The sequence below is a fragment of the Spirillospora sp. CA-294931 genome (assembly GCF_050946795.1).
Classification (GTDB): Bacteria; Actinomycetota; Actinomycetes; order Streptosporangiales; family Streptosporangiaceae; genus Spirillospora.
In genome coordinates this window covers 7,217,317-7,237,863 of the sequence record NZ_CP192006.1, presented here as the reverse complement: position 1 = coordinate 7,237,863, position 20,547 = coordinate 7,217,317, and the positions used below count along the sequence as shown (strand labels likewise).

Sequence of the window (20,547 nt, the reverse complement as noted above, 5' to 3'; positions counted from 1 at the left end):
CCGGAGGGAGGCGGAAGACGTGGTGGAGAGCCGACGTGACCGGCTGAGGGCGGCGACGATCGAGGAGATCAGCCGCACCGCGCGGCGCATCCTGGTCGAGGAGGGCGCGGACGCGGTGACCCTGCGCGCGATCGCCCGCGACATGGGCATGACCGCCCCCGCGCTCTACCGCTACTTCGGCAGCCACGGCGACCTGCTGCGGCACCTGGTGGGCGACCTGTTCAACGAGCTCACCGCCACGATCACCGCCGACCTCCATGAGGTCCCCAAGGGCGATCTGAGCGGCAAGTTCATGGCCGCCTCGCGCGGCTTCCGGCACTGGGCCCGCGAGCACCGCCGCGAGTACGAACTGCTGTTCGGAGCCCCGCTGCCCGGCCTGGACCACGAGGAGAAGATGGACTTCGCCGAGGAATGCGCCCGCAAGTTCGGCGCGACGTTCCTCGCCCTGTTCGTGGAGCTGTGGAAGAAGGGGCCCTTCCCCGTCCCCGCCGACGACGAACTCGACCCGGGTCTGCGCGAGCAGCTGCGCCGCTACCGCGAGGAGTCGCTCGGCGTCTCGCTGCCCCTTGGGCTCATCCAGCAGTTCCTGCAATGCTGGATCCGGCTCCAGGGTGCGGTGAGCCTTGAGGTCTTCGGCCATCTCGACTTCGCGCTCGACGACCCCGAGCCGATGTTCGAGCTGATGCTCGCCGCGACCGCGGCGGACCTCGGCCTGGAGTACGTGCCCCCGGGAGGGAAGCGATGACCAGCACACTCGCGGTCGACGGCGTCCACGCCGAGGTCACCGGGACGGGCCCGCCGGTCGTGCTCTCGCATGACGGCCTGCTGCACGGCGAGTCGTGGGACGCCCAGTTCGCCGCGTTCGCCGACCGCCACCGCGTCGCCCGCTGGGACCGCCGCGGCTACGGGCGCTCGCCCCGGCCCTTGGAGCCCTATTCGAGCGCCGACGACCTGGCCGCCGTCGTCCGCGCGGTCTCCGACGGCCCGGCGGCGATCGTCGGCTGCTCGATGGGCAGCCTGGTCTCGTCCCGGTTCGCCGTCGACCATCCCGACCTGCTGACCGCGCTGGTGCTGGTCGCCCCGATCGTGTCCGGGCTGCCGCTCTCGGAGCACTTCGTCACCCGGGGCGGGCGCGCGGTGCCCGGTCCGGAGACGCCCCCGCTCGAGCACATCGAGTACTGGAGCCGCGAAGACCCCTGGTGCGTCGCGCCCGCCAACACCGCGGCCCGCGACCGGCTGCGCGAACTGCTGACGGCCAACCCGCACAACCTGCGTCCCCCGATGGACCTGGAGCGCCTCCTGGAGGAGCCCGTCCTGCCCAGGCTCGGCGAGATCGCCGTCCCGACGCTCATCGTGGTCGGCGAGCACGACGTGGCGGACGTGCACGCCCACTCCGGCGCCATCGAGGCGGCCGTGCCCGGCGCCGAGCGGGTCGTCCTGCCGGGCAGCGGCCACCTGCCGCACCTGGAGACGCCCCAGGAGTTCAACCGCGTCGTCCTGGACTTCCTCGCTAGAGCATCGGAAGCCGCCAGATGACCCGCCCGGACGAGGAGTAGCCGGTCAGCCAGGCGTCCCTGGTGTTCTTGCCGGCGCGGAACTCACCGGCGTGCACCGCGACGCGCCCGCCCGACCAGCGCGGACGGGCGACCCACCCGCGCACGCGCTTCCCGTCGGGATACCTCAGCTCCACGCGCGCCGTCGACGGCGGCGCCACCCCGGCCCAGTACCCCTGTGACATCACCAGAGGGCCGCCGAAGCGCCCGGCCATCGTGGCGAGGGAACCGCCGTCCGGAAGCGAGCCGATCGGCAGCGGCCCCGCCCGGAAGTTCACGCAGCCGCCCTGCCACTCGGCCGTCACCGTGCCGCCGAGGGTGACCGCGTTCGGCCCGGCCGCGGTGCCGCCTCCGCAGTCGAACGAGGGAGGCGGCGTGATCCGCTCGACGTTCCCGCCGGAACGGTCGGCGAAGTCGAGCGACTTGATCCTCCGCTCGTCGGGCACCCCGGCCTGCCAGACGCGGTGCGGGATTCCGGGGACCTCCCGCACGGTGCCCGGACGCCGCGAGCCGTCGGTGAGGCGGACGCTCATCGACGCGACCCGCTCGTCGGCCAGGCCGTAGATCACGTCGAGGCCCTCGCGGGGGTCCAGCTTGCCCGAGCGCGCCGCGTGCTCGCCCTTCGGCAGCGCGAGCGTCCCGCATCCGCCTTCGGTGGGGATTCCGTGGCAGAAGGCCGTCTCCCCGTTCTTGGTGGCGAGCCACACGTGCATGGTCACGCCGTCGGCTCCCTGGTCGGGCTGGATCCGGGTGACGGGGCCCAGCGGCGGATACTGGGCCAGCAGCGGCTTGACCAGGTCGCGCTGGGCCTCGGAGTCCTCGGGACGGAGCACGGGCTTCTTGGCGGCGCCCTCGTCCTGGGGAAGGGCGAACACCGCGCCGGCCACGATGGCGGCCACGGCGGCCGCGCACGCGGCGATGTCGCGGCCGCGGCGCCGGCGGACGCGGCGCAGGACGCGCGCCTTGGCGTCCGGGTCGGGCGTGAACGTCTCGGCCTTCTCGCGCAGGGCGTCGCGAAGCCTGTCCTCAACGGGGTTCATGACGTCTCCTCCAGGGCCGACTGCAACGCGGCGACACCGCGGTGGGCATGGGACTTCACGGTGCCGACCGAGATGTCCATGACCTCGGCGATCTCGCGCTCGGACAGCTCCAGCCAGTACCGCAGCACCAGCACCTCGCGCTGGCGGGGCGCGATCCGGTCGAGGGCGGCCAGCAGCTCCCTGCTGTCCTCGCGCAGGACGGCCGCCGCGTCGGCGGGGGGATCCACGTCCGGGACGGTGCGGTCGCGCAGCCGCGCCAGCCGCGCCCCGGCGACGCGCAGGTGGCGCCGCCGGTTGCGGGTCAGGTTGTAGACGGTCGACCGCAGGTAGGCGAACGCCGCGTTGCCGTCGCGCAGCCGCCCGCGCCGCCGGTAGTACCGGGCGAACGCGTCCTGCGCGATGTCTTCGGGGTCGTCGGCGCCCAGCAGCGCGGCGAGCCGGACCAGCGGGCGGTAGTGCGCCGCGAACAGCGCGTCGAACGGCGCGTCGTCCGGGCCCGTCCCGCTCGCCTCGGGCCCCGCCCATCCGTCGACGTGGATGTCGGTCATATTAGAAAGACACCCGTGGACGCCCCGCGTTGTCATGCCTCCGGAAAGAGTTCGTCCAGGTGGTGTCGGAGGATCTCGCGGGCCTGCGCGGGGGTGCGCTGGCCGACCAGGACGCCGGTGCCGAGCCCGTGGTTGAGCGCCAGCAGCCGCGCCGCCTCGGCGCCGGGGTCTCGGCCGTCCCGCAGGCCGTCCGCGCGCCGAAGGACGTCGGCCAGCCGCCGTTCGAGGCGGTCGGGGCCCTCGACGAACGGCTGCGCGGCCAGCTCCGGATCGGTCATGGACAGCACCGCGTAGGACGTCCAGACCAGGTGGAAGGCGCGGCCCGCCGCGTCGGCGGGCAGGGCCTCGGCCAGGAGCGCCTCGACGAACGCGCGCGCGGGCACCGGGTCGGGCAGGCGGGCCAGGCGGGCGTCGAGCCGTTCGGCGGCACGCCGCTCCAGGTGTTCCAGCGACGCCCGCATCAGCTGCGCCTTGGTCTCGAAGTAGTACTGCACCAGCCGCAGCGAGACGCCGGCCTCGGCGGCGACCGCCCGCATCGTCACCGCGTGCAGGCCGTCCCGCGCGGCGACCCGGACCAGGCCGTCGGCGATCTGCGCGCGCCGCGCCGCGTGGTCGGCCGTCCTGGGCACCCTCGGCTCCTCTCGTTGGTACGTGTGTACCATAATGATACGCACGTACCAGAATGGAGGAGGGGCGATGGCGCGTCCGGCCGTGGTCCTGGTGTCGGCCTGCGCCGCCCAGTTCATGGTCGTCCTGGACGTCTCGGTGGTGAACGTCGCGCTGCCGTCCATCAGGGACGCCCTGGCGTTCGACCACGCGGGGTTGCAGTGGGTCGTCAGCGCCTACGCGCTGACGTTCGCGGGGCTGCTGCTGGTGGGCGGGCGCCTGGCCGACCTCTACGGGCACAGACGCGTCTTCGTTCTCGGGCTGGCGCTGTTCTCGGGTGCCAGCCTGGTGGGCGGGCTGGCGACGGCACCCGCCCTGCTGATCGTCGCCCGGGGCGTCCAGGGCGCGGGCGCGGCGGTGCTCGCCCCGGCCGCCCTGACCCTCATCACCACCGGCATCCCCGAAGGAGCCCGGCGCACCCGGGCGCTGGCCGCGTGGACCGCCGTGGGCCTGGCCGGAGGGACGGCGGGCAACCTGGTCGGCGGGCTGCTCACCGAGGCGCTCTCCTGGCGCTGGACCCTGCTGATCAACGTCCCGGTGGGCGCGGGAGTCCTGGTGGCGGCCGTCCGGTCGCTGCCCGCCGATCCCGGACGTCACGGCGCGCCACGGCTCGATCTCCCCGGAGCGGCCACCGTCACGGCGGGCCTGGTCGCGCTGACCTACGGGATCTCCCGGGCCGGGACGCGAGGCTGGGACGACCCGGTCACGCTCGCGGCCCTGGCGGCGGCCGCCGCGGGCCTCGCGGCGTTCGCGCTGGTCGAGACCCGGCACGCGGCCGTCCCGCTGATCCCGCCGCACCTGGTGCGGCACCGCGCGATCCTCACCGGCAACGCGGCCATGCTGCTGGCCGGAGCCTGCCTCAACCCGATGTGGTACTTCCTGTCGCTGTCGATGGGCAGCGTCCTGCACTACGGCGCGCTGGAGATCGGGCTCGGGTTCCTGCCCCACACCGTGCTCACCATCGCGGTCGCCCTGCGCGTCACGCCATGGCTGATGGGACGGATCGACGGCCGCGTGCTGGTCGGAGCGGGCGCGCTCGTCGCGGCGGCCGGACTCCTGTGGCAGGGCCGCCTCGACCCCGGCGACTCCTATGTCACCGGCATCCTCGGACCCGGCGTCCTGGTCTCCGTCGGCGGCGGGCTGCTGAACACGCCGCTGACCGGCATCGTGACCTCGGGCGTGTCCCGGCGGGACGCGGGCGCCGCGTCCGGGCTGATGAACACCGCCAAGCAGGCGGGCGGCGCGCTCGGCCTCGCCGTGCTGACCACCAGCGGGGACGCCTATGCGGGGATGGCGGCGATCGCCGTGGGCGTGGCCGCCGTCACCCTGAGCATGCCGAACGCCCCGGCCGTGGCGGCCGGGGCGTCGGGAAAGCGGATCAGTACTGGGGGAGGCTCGGGTCGATCTGGTTGACCCAGGCCACCACACCGCCGCCCACGTGGACGGCGTCGGCGAAGCCCGCGGCCTTGACGACGGCCAGCGCCTCGGCCGAGCGGACGCCCGACTTGCAGTGCAGGACGATCTTGCGGTCCTGTGGGAGGCGCTCCAGCGCGCTGCCGTTGAGGAACTCGCCCTTGGGGATCAGCGTCGCGCCCGGGATCGCGACGATCTCGTACTCGTTGGGCTCGCGGACGTCGACCAGGAAGATGTTCTCGTCGCGGTCCTGGAGGGCCTTGAGGTCGTGCACGGAGATCGTGGACTCCCGCGCGGCCTCGGCGGCCTCGTCCGAGACGGCGCCGCAGAACGCGTCGTAGTCGTCCAGCAGCTCGGTCTGGGTCGGGTTCTTGCCGCACAGCGGGCACTCGGGGTCCTTGCGGACCTTCACCGAGCGGTACGACATCTCCAGGGCGTCGTAGATCATCAACCGGCCGACCAGCGGCTCGCCGATGCCCGCGACCAGCTTGATGGCCTCGTTCACCTGGATGGAGCCGATGGACGCGCACAGGACGCCCAGCACGCCGCCCTCGGCGCACGAGGGCACCATGCCGGGCGGCGGGGGCTCGGGGTAGAGGCAGCGGTAGCAGGGGCCGTGCTCGGCCCAGAAGACCGACGCCTGGCCGTCGAAACGGTAGATCGAGCCCCACACGTACGGCTTGCCCAGCAGCACCGCCGCGTCGTTCACCATGTACCGCGTCGCGAAGTTGTCGGTGCCGTCCACGATCAGGTCGTAGCCGGAGAAGATCTCCATGACGTTGTCGCGGTCGAGCGCGGTGTTGTGGACGATCACCTCGATCAGCGGGTTGATCTCGCGGACCGTCTCGGCCGCCGACTCCGCCTTGGGCTTGCCGAGCGTCGACTGCCGGTGGATGATCTGGCGCTGCAGGTTGGACTCGTCCACGACGTCGAAGTCGATGACGCCGAGCGTGCCCACGCCCGCCGCGGCCAGGTACATCAGCGCGGGCGAGCCGAGGCCGCCGGCGCCGACGCACAGGATCTTGGCGTTCTTGAGCCGCTTCTGCCCGGCCATCCCGACGTCGGGGATGATCAGGTGTCGAGAGTAACGATTGACCTCGTCACGGGTGAGCTCCGGTGCGGGCTCGACCAGAGGTGGCAACGACACGGTGAGTGCTCCTGTGCTGACGCTCGGCTGGTGGGTCGGCTGAAAGGGGGCGGACGCCATCGTCCTCTCACCGCACAACCTTCCCACGACCGGCGTCATTCCCCGAACCCCGGTTCCCGGAAGCCGCATGTCAGACGGCGTCCCGCCTTTCAGCCTCCGCAAATCCGGGCCGAATCTCTTCCGCTGACGCGCCCACGGACGGGCGGATCGGTGCAAACCGGAGTTAACCTTGGCGGTTGTGGCGCACCTGCCTCCTTCTCCTCACGGGCCCGTGCCCCAGGCACCTGGCCCCGCCGGTCCGTCCGTCGTGCTCGGGCTGCGCGCGCGCCAGTGGATGGTCGTCGCCATCGTCCTCGGCTGCTGCTACCTCGCGGCGAGCGCCGCGGCCCTCAGCGGCGCCTGGGCCACGCTGAACCGCGACCCCACCACCGCCGAGATCGAGCGCGCCGCCAACGCCGAGGTCGCCCGGCGCTGGGAGGCCTGGCCCGCCGGACGCATCTTCCCCGACCGGCTCCCGTACGCCCCCGACAAGGGCAGCAGCGAGCTGGCCACCCGGGTCGGCATCGTCCAGGACACCTCCTGCGAGGCCGCCGTCGACCCCGAGCTCGCCACGCTGCTGCTCCGCCACGGGTGCCGCGCCGTCCTGCGCGCCACCTACGCCGACCAGCTCCAGGGCGTCGTGGTCACGGTCGGGGTGGTGGCCTTCCCCGACGCGTGGAAGGCCGACAAGGCCCTGAAGGAGATCCCCGTCGAGCGCGCGAGCGACACCAAACCCGGTGTCCAGGCGGCGGTCCGCGCCGCGCCCTTCCCGGGGACGGCGTCCGCCCGGTTCAACGACGCGGCGCGCCAGGACCGGGGGCAGGACCGCGGCGGCCCCTACGTCCTGCTGACCGCCTCGGGCCAGTCGGACGGACGTCCCGCCGCCGTGCTGGAGAAGGAGCGTCCCGGCGAGCCGTTCTCCCTGGCGCCCCAGCTGGCCCGCACCATCGCGCGGACCCTGTCGACCCAGGCCCTGCCCGACTGTTCCAGCAGCGAATGGCGGTGCTGATGACCCGCCGCGCCTTCGGGCTCGCGCTGCTGGCCGCGCTGCTCATCGTCGCCCTGCCCTCCACCGCCCGCGCGGACGAGATCCGCGACCGGCAGCGCCCGCTGCTCACGACCCTGGAGGTCGAGACCGCGTGGAAGACCACGCGCGGCCGCGGCGTGACGGTCGCCGTGGTCGACTCGGGAGTGGACGCCGCCCAGGCCGACCTCGCGGGCGCCGTCATCAGCGGGCCCAACATGCTCGCCGACGTCGACGGATCGACCCGTCCGACGCGGCGGCACGGCACCGGCATGGCCACGCTCGTCGCGGGACGCGGCCACGGACCGGGCAAGGCGAGCGGCGTCACGGGCATGGCGCCCGAAGCGCGCGTCCTGGCCATTCGGGCGATCGCCGAGCGCGAGGACCCCAGCTACCGGCTCTACCGCAGCTCGGAGAAGGCCGAGGACGCCGTCGCGCGCGGCATCCGCTACGCCGCCGACCACGGCGCCGACGTCGTCAACCTCTCGCTCGGCAAGGACGACGACAACCCCGCCGAGCGCGAGGCGATCTCCTACGCCATCGGCAAGGGCGTCGTCGTGGTCTCGGCCGTCGGCAACGACGGCGACAAGAAGCGCCGCCTGGACTCCGACGGCTTCGCGCCCTACTCCTACCCAGCCGCCTACCCCGGGGTGATCGCGGTCGCCGCCACCCAGCGCGGCCACGCCCGCGCGGCGTTCTCCAACCGGAACTACTCCGTCCTGGTCGCGGCCCCGGGTGACGACATCGTCACCGGCGCCCCCGGCGGCGACTACATGATCTCCAGCGGCACCAGCGACTCCAGCGCGCTGGTCTCCGGCATCGTCGCCCTGATCCGGGCCAAGCACCCCAAGCTCCCGCCCGCCCTGGTCACCCAGGCGCTGGTCACCAGCACCAAGTTCGGGCCGTCCAACGGCTACGGTCCCGACGTCGGCTTCGGCGAGGTCAACGCCGTGCGCGCCCTGGCCGCCGCCGACGCCCTGACCGCCCCCCGCTCGGGCGCCGCGGGCGGCCGCCCCGCCGAGCGCCGCTTCGGCGCCGACGACCCGGGCCCCGTCGAGGTCATCGAGCGTCCCGCCTGGGTCAAGCCCGTGATCAGCGTCGTCCTCGTCGCCGGAATCGCGGGCACCGCAGCCGCGATCGCCATCGCCGTCCTGCTGGCCCGCCGCCATCCCCGCCCGGCCCCCGCCTTCGCCTACTCCGGCCCCCCGACCTCCTTCGGCCGCCCGCCCCCGCCCTACGCACCACCGCCGAACCCCTACGTCGGCCCCCACCTGCAACCACCCCGGGGAGCCCCACCCACCATGGAGCCCCCCAACCAGACACAACCGCCCTACGCCGCACCCCCACGCCCACCCAATCCACCCCCCACAGAGCCACCCACCCGCACCTGACCGCCCAACGAAACCGTCCCGCGCGGCGTTGGGCGGGTGTGGGCTACGCTCCGCTGGATGTCGCGCGTCTTGATCTCCCGGCCGGGTCCCGAGCCGGAGGGCGAGCCGCCATCTCAGGGGTTGCGGGTGCTTTTCGCGGCCGCCGCGTTGGGATGCCTGGTCGCGTTGGCCGTGGCGGGGACGCGTCTGGGCGCGGAGCTGACGCGAGATCCGACGGACGCCGAGCGCGGCGCCGCGCGGGAGCGGGAGCTCTCGGGCCGTTACCTGGCCTGGACGGCGGGCCGGATCTTTCCGTCGGGGCTGCCGTACACGCTCGATCTCGGATCGCGCGAGGTCGCGGGACGGGTCGGGATCGATCCCGGCACCGACTGCGAGCGGGCCGTCGACCGGCCGCTCGCCGGGACGCTGACGATCCGGGAATGCCGGGCGGTGCTGCGCGCCACCTACCTCGACCAGTTGCAGGGGCTCGCGATCACCGTGGGCGTCGTGGTGTTCCCGGACGCGGAGTCGGCGCGGTCGGCGGCGGAGTGGTTCCCCGAGGGGAGGCCGAGGCCCGGTCTGCGCGCTCTGTCGTTCCCCGGGTCGCCGACGGCGCGGTTCGGGGACGCGGCGCGGCAGTCGGCGGCGGTCCGGCACGGCGGGCCCTATGTCGTGGCGGCCACGGTGGGATACGCCGACGGGCGGCCCACCGTGCGTGAGAAACAGCGGCAGCGCATCCTGTCCTCGCTTCCGCCCCGGCTCACCGCGTCGGTCCTGGCGCGTCTCACCGCGCCCGCCCCGGTGCGCTGCGGCGAGCCTGGCTGGTCATGCTGACCCGCGTCCTGGCGGCCGTGCTGCTCGCGGCCCCGGTGCCCGCCGACCCGGTGCGCGCCGAGATGACGTCCGTCCTTTCGTCGCTGAGCGTCCCCCGGGCCTGGACGCTGACCAAGGGACGCGGAGTGACCGTCGCCGTCCTGGACACCGGGGTGGACGCCGCGCACGCCGATCTGGCGGGCTCGGTGACCACGGGGCCCGACTACACCCGGGGCGCGGGCATGGCCGCGCCCCGCAGGCTGCACGGCACCACGATGGCGTCGATCATCGCCGGGCACGGCCATGGACGCTCCGGGGTGATCGGCGTGGCTCCGGAGGCGCGGCTGCTGGCGCTGCGCGTCATCCTGGAGCGCGACGAGCCGGGGTTCGCCGCGTTCAACCGGAACGCCCGCTACGAGGGGACGGTCGCCCGGGGCATCCGGTACGCGGCCGACCACGGCGCGGACGTCGTCAACCTCTCGCTCGGCCGCTCGTATCCCACCCGGGCGGAGCGGGAGGCGGTCGCCTACGCGATCGCCCGGGGTGTCGTGGTGGTCGCGGCCGCCGGCAATGGGGGCGCGGTCCGGGGCACCAGCCCCGAGTACTCGTTCCCGGCCTCGTTCCCCGGTGTGATCTCCGTCGCCGCGGTCGACGCCGCGGGACGGCACGCGGGGTTCTCCAACCGGAACTCGGCCGTGGTCGTGTCGGCGCCCGGCGTGCGGATCGTCGGCGCCGGGCCGGGCGACCGGTACTGGATCGGCGACGGGACCAGCCCCGCCACCGCGTTCGTCTCCGGTGTCGCCGCGCTGATCCGCTCCCGGCATCCCAAGCTGGCGCCGGCGCTGGTCACGCAGGCGATCGTGGCGGGTGCCCGGCCGCGTCCGAGGCGGGGGTACGACGTCGGCGTGGGCTTCGGGCGCGTGGACGCCTTCGGGGCGCTGGCGGCGTCCGACCGGCTGGCCTCGTCCCGGACGGGCGGTCTCGGCCTGCCGGAGTCGCGGCGCTTCGGCGAACCCCGTCCGGTGCGCGTGATGCGCCGTGACCGTGGCCTGATCGCGCTGTACGCGACGGTCTGCGCCGTCGCCGTGGCCGGATTGATCGTCTTCGGTGTCCCGGCGGTCCGCCGCACGGCATCATCGAAGGATGCGAGCCGAGCCTGACGACTACGCCGAGGCCGTCCTGGACACGGTCGACCGGATCCCGCCCGGCCGCGTGCTGGCCTACGGCGACATCGCCGAGATGCTGGGCGTGGGCGGGCCGCGCCAGGTCGGACGCGTCATGTCGCTGTTCGGCGGCGGCGTCCCCTGGTGGCGGGTCGTCCGCGCCGACGGCAGCCCGCCCTCCGGCCACGAGTTGCAGGCGATGGAGGAGTACCGCGTGGAGTCCACACCCCTGCGCCCCGACGGCCGCCGCGTCGACATGAAGCGCGCCCGCTGGGACGGCCGCTGACCCGGCGCGGTATCGGCGACATGCGGGGGATGTGGCGCGAGCAGGGGTGATGATCTGCTCCAATGAAATGTTGTGCCAGCAGCCTCCTACCGTCTCGTCCGCCGCAGCGGTCCCGTCCGTGCGGTGGCGCCGGTGCTCGACGAGCGGCAGCGGCGGGTCGTCGAGCACGAGGGCGGGCCGTTGCTGGTGCTGGCGGGGCCTGGCACCGGCAAGACGACGACGATCGTCGAGGCCGTCGTCGACCGCATCGAGAACCGCGGGGTCGATCCCGAGCGGGTGCTGGTGCTCACCTTCGGGCGCAAGGCGGCGGGCGAACTGCGGCAGCGGATCACCGGGCGGCTGCACCGCACGACGCGGACGCCGCTCGCGCTGACCTTCCACGGGTACGCCTACGCGTTGCTGCGGCGCGACGCCGTCCTGAACGAGGAGCCCGCGCCGCGCCTGCTGTCGGGGCCCGAGCAGCTGCTGGAGGTGCGGCGGCTGCTGGAGGGCGAGCGCGCCGACGGCGCCCGTGACTGGCCGCATCGGCTGCACGAGACGCTGGGCACGCGCGGGTTCGCCGAGGAGCTGCGCGACTTCTACCTGCGGGCCGCCGAGCGGGGGTACGCGCCCGACGACCTCGACGCGCTCGGACGCACCCGCGGACGCGACGACTGGTCGGCCATCGGACGGTTCATGGCGCGCTACGTCGACCGGTTCGCCGTCGATCCCGTCCAGACCTACGACTACGCCGAGCTGATCCAGATGGCGGCGGGGCTGCTCTCCGACGAGGACGTCCGCGTCCGCGAGCGCGACGCCTACGACATCGTGTTCGTGGACGAGTACCAGGACACCGACCCCGCGCAGGAGTACCTGCTGCAGATGCTGGCGGGGGAGGGCCGCGACCTGGTCGTGGTCGGCGACCCCGACCAGTCCATCTACGGGTTCCGGGGCGCCGACGTGCGCGGCATCCTCGACTTCCCGGCCCGGTTCCCGATGCTCGGCGGCGACCCGGCCCCGGTGGTGGCGCTCCAGACGTGCCGCCGGATGGGGCCGGAGATCCTCGCCGCCTCCCGGCGCATCGCGCGCCGTCTGCCCGCCGGGCCGCTGTCGGCCGAGCACCGCGCGCTGCGCCCGGTTGAGGAGAGCGAGGACGGCGAGGTCCGCGCCGTCATCGCCGACTCCGAGAGCCAGGAGTCCGCGCTGGTGGCCGACGAGCTGCGGCGCGCCCATCTGCTCGACGGCGTCCCGTGGTCGCGGATGGCGGTGCTGGTGCGCAGCGCCGTGCTCCAGGTGCCGCCGCTGCGGCGCGCGCTGGCGCAGGCGGGCGTGCCGGTCGTGGTGGCGGGCGACGAGGTCCCGCTGATCGCCGAGCCCGCCGTCCGGCCGCTGCTGATGCTGCTGCGGGCCGCGCTGAAGAAGGAGTTCCTGGACGAGATCGTCGCCGAGGACCTGCTGACGGGCCCGCTCGGCGGCGCCGACGCGCTCGGCATGCGGCGGCTCAAGCGCGCGCTGCGCGACCTCGAAGACCTCTCCGGCGGCGACCGCGCGCTGAACGAGCTGCTGATCGCCGCGATCGACGACCCCCGCGAGCTGACGCTCGTCCACGAGAAAGTCCGTGCGCCCGCCGAACGGGTGGCGCATCTGGTCGAGGTGGCCCGCGCTGCGGCCGAGCGCGGCGGGACGGCCGAGGACGTCCTGTGGGACGTCTGGCGCGAGAGCGGGCTGGCCGACGTCCTGCTGGAGCAGAGCGCCAAGGGCGGCACCCGGGGCGCGGCGGCCGACCGCGATCTGGACGCCGTGGTCGCGCTGTTCGACCACGCGGCGCGCTTCGTCGACCGGCTGCCGCAGGCGGGGCCCGAGCTGTTCGTCGACACCATCGCGTCCCAGGAGATCGCCGGTGACACGCTGGCCGAGCAGGCGCCGCAGGGCGAGGCCGTCCGGATCCTGACCGCGCACCGGTCCAAGGGCCTGGAGTGGGACGTGGTGGTCGTGGCGGGCGTCCAGGAGGGCGTCTGGCCCGACGTGCGGCTGCGCGGGTCGCTGCTGGGCATCGAGGAGCTGGTCGAGCACGCGGCGGGCAACCAGGCCGACGGGTCGGCCGCGGCGGGCGCGTCGATGGCCGCCAAGATGCTCGACGAGGAGCGGCGGCTGTTCTACGTGGCCGTCACGCGGGCCCGCAAACGGCTGGTCGTCACGGCCGTCGGCGGCGACGACACCGAGGAGCGTCCCTCCCGGTTCCTCAACGAGCTGCTCCCGGGTGCGATCGAGGAGTCGCAGCTGGACGAGAAGACCCGCTGGCTGTCGATGTCCGCGCTGGTCGCCGATCTGCGCTCGGTGATCTCCGACCCGTCGCGTCCCGAGCCGATGCGGCGCGCGGCGGCGGGCCATCTGGCCCGGCTCGCGCGGGCGGGCGTGCGGGGCGCGCGGCCCGAGAACTGGTACGCCATCACCGCGCTGTCGGACGCCGGGCCCGCCTTCGCCGAGGACGAGCCGATCACGATCTCGCCGTCGCAGGTCGAGGCGTTCACCACCTGCGGGCTGCGGTGGCTGCTGGCCTCGGCCGTCGGCGCGCAGGAGGGCGGGCCCAACGAGTTCAGCACGATGGGCAAGGTCATCCACGCGGTCGCCGAGATGGCCGGGGCCGACGACGGCGTCACCGAGGTCGACGTCGCCCGCCGCCTGGACGAGATCTGGAGCGACCTCGACTTCCGCAGCGCCTGGTACTCCGACAAGCAGCGCGAGCAGGCGTCGGCCATGGTCGACAAGTTCCTGTCGTGGCACCGCGACAACCCCAACGAGATCGTCGCGCTGGAGGAGTCGTTCAAGGTCGATCTGGGCCGGGTCGTGATCAAGGGCAGGATCGACCGGGCCGAGCGCGACGCCGACGGCCGGGCCGTGATCATCGACATCAAGACCTCGACGACGGCCGTGCCCAAGGACGAGCTCGGCCGCCATCCGCAGCTCGGCGTCTACCAGTACGCGGTGATGCTCGGCGCGTTCGAGCGGCACGGGCTGATCGAGCCGGGCGGTGCCAAGCTCGTCCAGGTGGGCAAGGCCGCGTTCACCGCCAAGGCGCGCGAGCAGGAGCAGCCGCCCCCGGGGGAGGACGCCGACCCCGAGTGGCCCAAGAAGCTCGTCGAGATCGTCGCGTCGGGCATGGCCGGCGAGGTCTTCCAGGCGCGGGCGAACGACAAGTGCCGTACCTGCCCGGTACGGTCCTGCTGCCCCGTGCACGACGAGGGCGGCCAGGTCGGACCATGAGGGGAGGCGCGCGGGTTGATCACTCCGGCTGAGCTCGCCCGGCTCCTGGAGATCCCCGAACCCACCGACGAGCAGGCCCGGGTGATCGAGGCCCCGCTGGCGCCGATGGCCGTGATCGCCGGTGCCGGGTCGGGCAAGAGCGAGACGATGGCCGCGCGCGTGGTGTGGCTGGTGGCCAACGGGTTCGTCCGGCCCGAGCGGGTGCTGGGCCTCACCTTCACCCGCAAGGCGGCGGCGGAGCTGGGCGTCCGCGTCCGCAAGCGGCTCGACAAGCTGCGCGAGGTGCTCCCGGGTGACGAGCTCGACCGGCTGGGCGGCGAGTCGCTGTTCGACGGCGAGCCCATGGTCTCGACCTACCACTCCTACGCGGCGCGCCTGTTCGGCGACCACGCGTTGCGCGAGGCGCTCGAACCGACGATGCGGCTGATCTCCCCGGCCGTCGCGTGGCAGGTCTGCTCGCGGGTCGTCGACTCCTACGACGGCCCGATGGACAGGATCGAGTGGCAGCCCGACACGGTCACCAAGGCCGTGATGGAGCTGGCCGGAGACCTGTCGGAGCATCTGCGCACCGCCGACGACGTCCGCAAGGTCGGCGCCTGGCTCGACGAGCGGTTCGCCTCGGTGAAGAAGCCGCTCAAGGCGCAGCGCGACATCCTGGCCAAACACGCCGTCCGCGAGCAGCTCATGCCGCTGATCGAGGCGTACCGCAACGCCAAGGCCGGACGCGAGGTCGTCGACCACGGCGACCAGATGGCCCTGGCCGCCCGCATCGCCCACAAGCACGCCGAGGTCGGCATGATCGAGCGCTCGCGCTTCTCGGTCGTGCTGCTGGACGAGTACCAGGACACCAGCCAGGCGCAGCTCGTCCTGCTGAAGTCGCTGTTCGCGGGCGGCCACCCGGTGACGGCGGTCGGCGACCCGTGCCAGTCCATCTACGGGTGGCGCGGGGCCAGCGCGGGCAACCTGCTGCGCTTCGCCTACGACTTCCCGCTCACCGCGCCCATCGCGGGGCAGCCGCCGAACCCGGCGCCGGTCGTCCAGCTCAGCCGCAGCTTCCGCAACGGCGAGCTGATCCTCGACGCCGCCGCCCGCATCCAGGAGGAGCTGCGCGCCGACACCTCCGCCGTGCCGCGCCTGATCCCCGGGGCGGGACGCGAGGGACGCGGCCGCGTCGAGTGCGCGCTGTTCGAGACCGTCGAGGACGAGGCCGAGCGCGTCGCCGAGCGCATCGCGCGGCTGCTGGCCGCCGACCCCGAGACCGCCCCCGACGGCGGCCCGCAGGCCGAGCCGCTCCAGTACTCCGACGTCGCCGTCCTGGCCCGCAAGCGGTCGCAGTTCCCGCTGATCCGGCGCGCGCTGGAGAGCCGCGCGATCCCCGTCGAGGTGGTCGGTCTCGGTGGGCTGCTGACCGTCCCCGAGGTCCAGGACGTCGTCGCGACCCTGCGCGTCATGCACGACCCCACCTCGGGGGCGTCGCTGGCCCGGCTGCTCACCGGGCCGCGCTGGCGGCTGGGCCCGCGCGACCTGGTCGCCCTGGGCCGCCGCGCCCGCGCGCTCGCCCAGGAGTCCGCCCGCGACGTCACCCCGCCCGAGGGAGCGGCCGAACCGCCCGCCGAGAGCGAGCCCGCCGAGGGCGAGCCGGCTAAAGGCGAAGATCCGCTGCGCCAGCTGGTCAGCGAGCTCAACCAGGAGACCGGCAGCCTGGTCGACGCGCTGGACGACCTCGGCCCGCCCGATGCGTTCTCGCCGGAGGGCCACGGCCGGCTGCGACGGCTCCGCGACGAGCTGCGTGGCCTGCGCTCCCAGGTGGGCCTGGCGCTGCCCGACCTGGTCAGCGAGGTCGAGCGGGCCCTCGGCCTCGACATCGAGGTCGCCGCCCGCACCGGGCTCGACCCGATCACCGCGCGCGCCGACCTCGACGCGTTCATCGACGCCGCCGCCACCTTCGCGGGCGACGCCGAAGACCCCACGCTCGGCGCCTTCCTGGCCTACCTCAAGGCCGCCGAGACCGAGGAGTTCGGGCTTGAAGCGGGACGCGTCGGCGAGACCAACAGCGTCAAGCTGCTCACCGTCCACGCGTCCAAGGGGCTGGAGTGGCCGGTCGTGGTCGTGCCGGGGCTGTCGTACGTCCCGCAGAAGAGCGGTGGGCCCGCCAAGGGGTCGATCTTCCCGTCCCCGCCGCAGAACGCCACCCGGTGGACGGCCAACCCGCGCGTCCTGCCGTTCATGCTGCGCGGCGACCGCGCCGACCTGCCCGCCCTCACCGGCCTGGAGAAGGACGACCTGGCCCGCTTCGACGCCGCCTGCTCCGAGCGCGACCTGCGCGAGGAACGGCGGCTGGCGTACGTGGCCGTCACCCGCGCGTCCGCCCTGCTGATCGTCAGCGGATACTGGTGGGGGTCGTCCGGCCGTCCGCTGGGTCCCTCGCCCTTCCTGGAGGAGGTCCGCGAGACCTGCATGCGGGGGGCGGGCACCGTCGCGGTGTGGGCCGACCCACCCGAAGAGGGCACCGCCAACCCGCTGCTGGCCGACCGCGACGAGGCCCAGTGGCCGGTGGCGCCCGGCGCGCACGGACACTCCGACGCCAGTGCCCGCGAGCGCTACGAGGCCATCGTCGAGGCCGCCGGGATGGTCGGGGACGCCCTGGAGGGCCGCACGCGCCCCTGGGCGGGCGACGCGGGCCTGTCCGACGCCGACCGCGCCCGCATGTCGGCCTGGGCCCGCGACGTCGAGCTGCTGCTGGCCGAGCGCGACCGGGGACGCGGCGGCGACGGCCTGGTCGTCGAGCTGCCCCCGAACCTGTCGGTCTCGTCGCTGGTGTCGCTCTCGCGCGACCCGTCGGCGCTCGCCCGCCAGATCAGACGGCCGATGCCCCGTCCGCCCGCCCCCTACGCCCGGCGCGGCACCGCGTTCCACGCCTGGCTGGAGAGCCGCTGGGGCCAGCAGCGGCTCATCGACCCCGACGAGCTGCCCGGCGCGGCCGACGAGGGCGCCGCCGACGACGCCGAGCTGGCCCGGCTCCGCGCGCGCTTCGAGGAGTCGGAGTGGGCGGCGCGCGAGCCGCTCGACATCGAGGTGCCGTTCGAGACGATCATCGGTGACCGGCTGGTGCGCGGCCGCATGGACGCGGTGTTCCGCTCCCCGGGTGGCGGCTTCGAGGTGGTCGACTGGAAGACCGGACGGCCGCCGTCCGGCGACGAAGCCCGGCACGCCTCGGTCCAGCTCGCCGCCTACCGGCTGGCGTGGGCCGAGCTCCAGGGCGTCCCGGTCGACCAGGTCAGCGCCGCCTTCCACTACGTGGCGGCCAACGTCACCGTGCGTCCGGCCGACCTTGTCGACTCCTCGGGGCTGACCGCGCTCCTCGACGCGATCCCGTCGATCTGATCCGCCCCTGTTCACACCGGTGCGGTTTGGGGGAAGATCCGGGCACCGAGCGAGGGAGGCCCAGGGTGAGTGTCGCGCATCACGAGAAGGTCGTACGTGAGTTCTCCAAGCAGGCGGAGGGCTTCGGTGATCCCCGGCTGAACGTCGGCTTCACCCTGCATCTGGACCGGCTGGTGTCGTTCATCGAGCCCGAGCTCGACCTAGGCGACGTCGTCCTGGACGTCGCCGCGGGCACGGGCATGGTGGCCCGCGCGGTCGCCCGGCGCGTCCGGCACGTCACGGCGCTCGACCTCACCCCGGCCATGCTCGAACAGGGCAAGCGCGAGGCCGACCGCGACGGCGTCACCAACGTGACCTTCACCCGGGGCGACGCCACCGACCTGCCCTACCTCGACCGGTCGTTCACGCTGGTGATCACGCGGCTCTCCCTGCACCAGGTGTCCGACCCCGAGGCCGTGGTGCGCGAGATGGTGCGGGTCAGCCGTCCCGGCGCGGCCATCGTGGTCGCCGACCTCGTCCGGCCGGACGAGGGCGACCCCGACCGGATCGAGCGGCTGCGCGACCCCTCGCACGGCACCGTCCTGACCGCCGACGCGATCGGCGGGCTGCTCGCCTCGGCGGGCGCCGAGGTCAAGCGCACCGACCGGTTCGACTACGTCCGGCCCCTGTCACCCTGGCTGGAGCTCTCCCAGACGCCCCCCGAGACCCAGGAGCAGATCCGCAAGGAACTCCGCGAGGAGCTGGCGGGCGGCGCCGCGACCGGAATGCGCCCAGCCCTGAAGGACGAGGAGCTGCACTTCACGCACTCCTACGGTTTCTTCGGCGCGATCGCCCCCTAGGTTTTTCGTTCAAACGTTCGACCCATGTCGCCCATGTGCTCTATCTTGGCGTCCATGTCGAACACGAGTTCTAGCAGCGAGCCCGCGGCGCTGGCGATGCGCATCGGCGTGGTGGCCGCCGAGGCTGCGCTGGCCACGTTCGCGCGCAACCTCGATCTCGACGACCTCGCCACCGGCGAGGTCGACTTCCAGGGCGCCATCGGTCCCGCCGAATGGCCGGTGTTCTCCCTGGTCATCGACACGCTGGCCGAGGCGTCGCCGGACGACCCGCGCTCGCTCGACCAGCGCCGCGCCGACGCCCTCAACGACCTGGCCCGCATCTGCATGGCCGCGAAAAAAGCCGCCGCCTAGCCCTGCTGGCCCAGCGTCCTGGCCTTCACCTTGCCGGTGCTGGTGCGGGGGAGTTCGGTGACGAAGCTGACGTCTCTGGGCACCTTGTAGCGGGCCAGATGGCGCTTCACGTACGCCTTGAGGTCGTCTTCGGAGACCTCGGCGCCCTCGGCGCGGACGACATAGGCGGCCAGGCGCTGGCCGAACGTCTCGTCGTCCACCCCGGTCACCGAGACCTCGGCGACGCCGGGATGGCCGCCCAGCAGGTCCTCGACCTCCCCGGGGAACACGTTCTCGCCGCCCGAGACGATCATGTCGTCGGCACGGCCGTCGATGAACAGCCGGCCCTCGGCGTCGAAGTGGCCGAGGTCGCCGGTCGCGAACAGGCCGTCCCTCACCTGCTTGCCGCCGCCCCCGGTGTACCCGGCGAACCGCAGGCTGCCGCCGGTGTAGATCTCGCCGACCTCCCCGGGAGGCACCTCCTGGCCGTCCTCGTCGAGAATCCTGATCGTCAGCCGGAACGACGCCTTGCCGACCGTCCCGGGCGCCGCCCGAAGGTCCTCCGGCGTGGCGATCGTCGCCCAGCCCGTCTCGGTCGCCCCGTAGACGTTGTGCAGGACGTCGCCGAACGCGTCCATGAACGCCTCGGACAGGTGCGGGTGGAGCAGCGACCCGCCGCACACCACCACGCGCAGCGATTCGGGAGGCGCCGCCTCGGCGGCGTCCAGGATCCTTCGCAGCATGACCGGCACCACCACCAGCGCCTCGGCGCCGTGCGCGGCGACCGCGTCCAGGGTGGTCTTCGGGTCGAACCGGCGGTGGAGCACCAGCGGCATCCCCATGCCGAGCGCCACCGACGTGTAGGCCAGCCCGAGGACGTGGAAGAGCGGCGGCGCGACGACGATCGGCGCCCCCGATCGCACGGGCACCCGCATCGCGTGCGTCAGCGCGGCCGGGATCATCGCCCCGATCGAGATGTCGTGCCGCGCGCCCTTGGGCGTCCCGGTGGTGCCGGACGTCATCACGATCACCTTGCCGGTGCGCCCGGCCCGCAGCGCCCGCGGCTCGGTGGCCGCCACCAGGTCGTCGACCGTGGGGTGCGCGCCCCGCACGTCGCACCACGCGTGCACCCGCGTCCCGGCGAACTCCGCGTCGTCCACGACCGCGTCGAACTCCTGGTCGTGGACGAGCAGGCCGACCCCCTCGCGCTCGGCGACCTCGCCGAGCTGGGTGCCGGAGAAGTCGGTGTTGAGCAGCACCACGTCATGCCCGGTCCGCGACGCCGCCAGCAGCGCCTCCACGAACCCCCGGTGGTTGCGGCACAGAACCCCGATCCGCACCCCCTCGTCCAACCGCTCCTTCAGCGCGGTGGCCAACGACGCCACCCGCCGCTCCAACTCGGCGTGCGTCAGCTCGCCCTTCTCGTCGATCAGCGCCGTCCGTTCGGGGAACCGCAGCGCCGCCATGGCACCGACCGTCGCCGGAACGGGCCCGAACCGGATGTACTGGATCGGCACCCGCACGGCCCGATCCGGCCTGATCGGCGTCAGCGCCCCCACGTCCCGCACGGCCCGCAGAGCGTCCCTGGTCAAAGTCCCCACCCGGCCGAACACCACAGAACCTCCCAGGACCGTCCGCCGATATCCCAGCCTTTTCCCCTGGATGTCCCCCCTTGCACCCAACCGACCG

At 73.7% G+C, this 20,547-nt stretch carries 17 protein-coding genes; 12 read left to right on the top strand and 5 right to left on the bottom strand.

Annotation, left to right across the window (positions count from 1 at the left end; genetic code table 11):
• Positions 1–19: 19 nt before the first annotated feature.
• Positions 20–745 (top strand): TetR/AcrR family transcriptional regulator, encoded by a 726-nt coding sequence (locus ACQPY4_RS32645; protein ID WP_433327480.1) that lies wholly within the window; start codon positions 20–22, stop codon positions 743–745.
• Entirely contained in the window at positions 742–1,536 is a 795-nt protein-coding gene (locus tag ACQPY4_RS32640) for an alpha/beta fold hydrolase (RefSeq protein WP_433327478.1), read from the top strand. The genes ACQPY4_RS32645 and ACQPY4_RS32640 overlap by 4 nt, the downstream gene beginning before the upstream one ends.
• Here ACQPY4_RS32640 and ACQPY4_RS32635 read toward each other — a convergent pair.
• From ACQPY4_RS32635 to ACQPY4_RS32625, 3 genes are read right to left on the bottom strand one after another with little or no spacing between them, the layout of a single operon-like run.
• A complete protein-coding gene (locus ACQPY4_RS32635) occupies positions 1,511–2,593 on the bottom strand; it encodes a hypothetical protein (RefSeq protein ID WP_433327476.1) in 1,083 nt (360 codons plus the stop codon). The genes ACQPY4_RS32640 and ACQPY4_RS32635 overlap by 26 nt on opposite strands.
• Entirely contained in the window at positions 2,590–3,141 is a 552-nt protein-coding gene (locus ACQPY4_RS32630) for an RNA polymerase sigma factor (protein ID WP_433327474.1), read from the bottom strand. Before ACQPY4_RS32630 ends, ACQPY4_RS32635 begins: the two co-directional genes overlap by 4 nt.
• 32 nt (positions 3,142–3,173) lie before the next feature.
• The gene (locus ACQPY4_RS32625; protein ID WP_433327472.1) at positions 3,174–3,770 is read right to left on the bottom strand and encodes a TetR/AcrR family transcriptional regulator; all 597 of its coding nucleotides are present in this window, start codon (positions 3,768–3,770) and stop codon (positions 3,174–3,176) included.
• A 67-nt stretch (positions 3,771–3,837) separates the two neighbouring features.
• Here ACQPY4_RS32625 and ACQPY4_RS32620 point away from each other — a divergent pair, with 67 nt between their 5' ends.
• On the top strand, positions 3,838–5,220 hold the full coding sequence (locus ACQPY4_RS32620) for an MFS transporter (RefSeq protein WP_433327470.1): 1,383 nt from the start codon (positions 3,838–3,840) through the stop codon (positions 5,218–5,220).
• Here the strand turns inward: ACQPY4_RS32620 and moeZ are convergent.
• The gene (gene moeZ, locus ACQPY4_RS32615) at positions 5,186–6,367 is read right to left on the bottom strand and encodes an adenylyltransferase/sulfurtransferase MoeZ (RefSeq protein WP_433327468.1); all 1,182 of its coding nucleotides are present in this window, start codon (positions 6,365–6,367) and stop codon (positions 5,186–5,188) included. The two genes, ACQPY4_RS32620 and moeZ, sit on opposite strands and share 35 nt — an antisense overlap.
• Before the next feature lie 271 nt (positions 6,368–6,638).
• On the opposite strand from moeZ, the gene ACQPY4_RS32610 reads away from it, so the two are divergent.
• The 9 genes from ACQPY4_RS32610 (at position 6,639) to ACQPY4_RS32570 (ending at position 18,879) form a co-directional block, all read left to right on the top strand.
• Positions 6,639–7,415, top strand: coding sequence for a hypothetical protein (locus tag ACQPY4_RS32610; RefSeq protein ID WP_433327466.1), 777 nt, complete (start codon positions 6,639–6,641; stop codon positions 7,413–7,415).
• Positions 7,403–8,821, top strand: coding sequence for a S8 family peptidase (locus ACQPY4_RS32605; RefSeq protein WP_433327464.1), 1,419 nt, complete (start codon positions 7,403–7,405; stop codon positions 8,819–8,821). Before ACQPY4_RS32610 ends, ACQPY4_RS32605 begins: the two co-directional genes overlap by 13 nt.
• Before the next feature lie 57 nt (positions 8,822–8,878).
• Positions 8,879–9,634, top strand: a complete 756-nt coding sequence (locus ACQPY4_RS32600; protein WP_433327462.1) for a hypothetical protein — start codon at positions 8,879–8,881, stop codon at positions 9,632–9,634.
• Positions 9,628–10,773, top strand: coding sequence for a S8 family serine peptidase (locus ACQPY4_RS32595; RefSeq protein WP_433327460.1), 1,146 nt, complete (start codon positions 9,628–9,630; stop codon positions 10,771–10,773). Before ACQPY4_RS32600 ends, ACQPY4_RS32595 begins: the two co-directional genes overlap by 7 nt.
• Positions 10,757–11,062 (top strand): MGMT family protein, encoded by a 306-nt coding sequence (locus ACQPY4_RS32590; RefSeq protein ID WP_433327458.1) that lies wholly within the window; start codon positions 10,757–10,759, stop codon positions 11,060–11,062. The genes ACQPY4_RS32595 and ACQPY4_RS32590 overlap by 17 nt, the downstream gene beginning before the upstream one ends.
• Positions 11,063–11,134: 72 nt before the next feature.
• Entirely contained in the window at positions 11,135–14,305 is a 3,171-nt protein-coding gene (locus tag ACQPY4_RS32585) for an ATP-dependent helicase (protein WP_433327456.1), read from the top strand.
• 15 nt (positions 14,306–14,320) lie between these two features.
• Positions 14,321–17,689: an ATP-dependent helicase gene (locus ACQPY4_RS32580; protein WP_433327454.1), complete on the top strand. Its 3,369-nt coding sequence runs from the start codon at positions 14,321–14,323 to the stop codon at positions 17,687–17,689.
• A 65-nt stretch (positions 17,690–17,754) separates the two neighbouring features.
• On the top strand, positions 17,755–18,528 hold the full coding sequence (locus ACQPY4_RS32575; RefSeq protein ID WP_433327452.1) for a class I SAM-dependent methyltransferase: 774 nt from the start codon (positions 17,755–17,757) through the stop codon (positions 18,526–18,528).
• 54 nt (positions 18,529–18,582) lie between these two features.
• The gene (locus ACQPY4_RS32570) at positions 18,583–18,879 is read left to right on the top strand and encodes a hypothetical protein (protein WP_433327450.1); all 297 of its coding nucleotides are present in this window, start codon (positions 18,583–18,585) and stop codon (positions 18,877–18,879) included.
• On the opposite strand, the gene ACQPY4_RS32565 is transcribed toward ACQPY4_RS32570, so the two are convergent.
• Positions 18,876–20,450: an AMP-binding protein gene (locus ACQPY4_RS32565; protein WP_433327448.1), complete on the bottom strand. Its 1,575-nt coding sequence runs from the start codon at positions 20,448–20,450 to the stop codon at positions 18,876–18,878. The two genes, ACQPY4_RS32570 and ACQPY4_RS32565, sit on opposite strands and share 4 nt — an antisense overlap.
• Between the last annotated feature and the right edge of the window lie 97 nt (positions 20,451–20,547).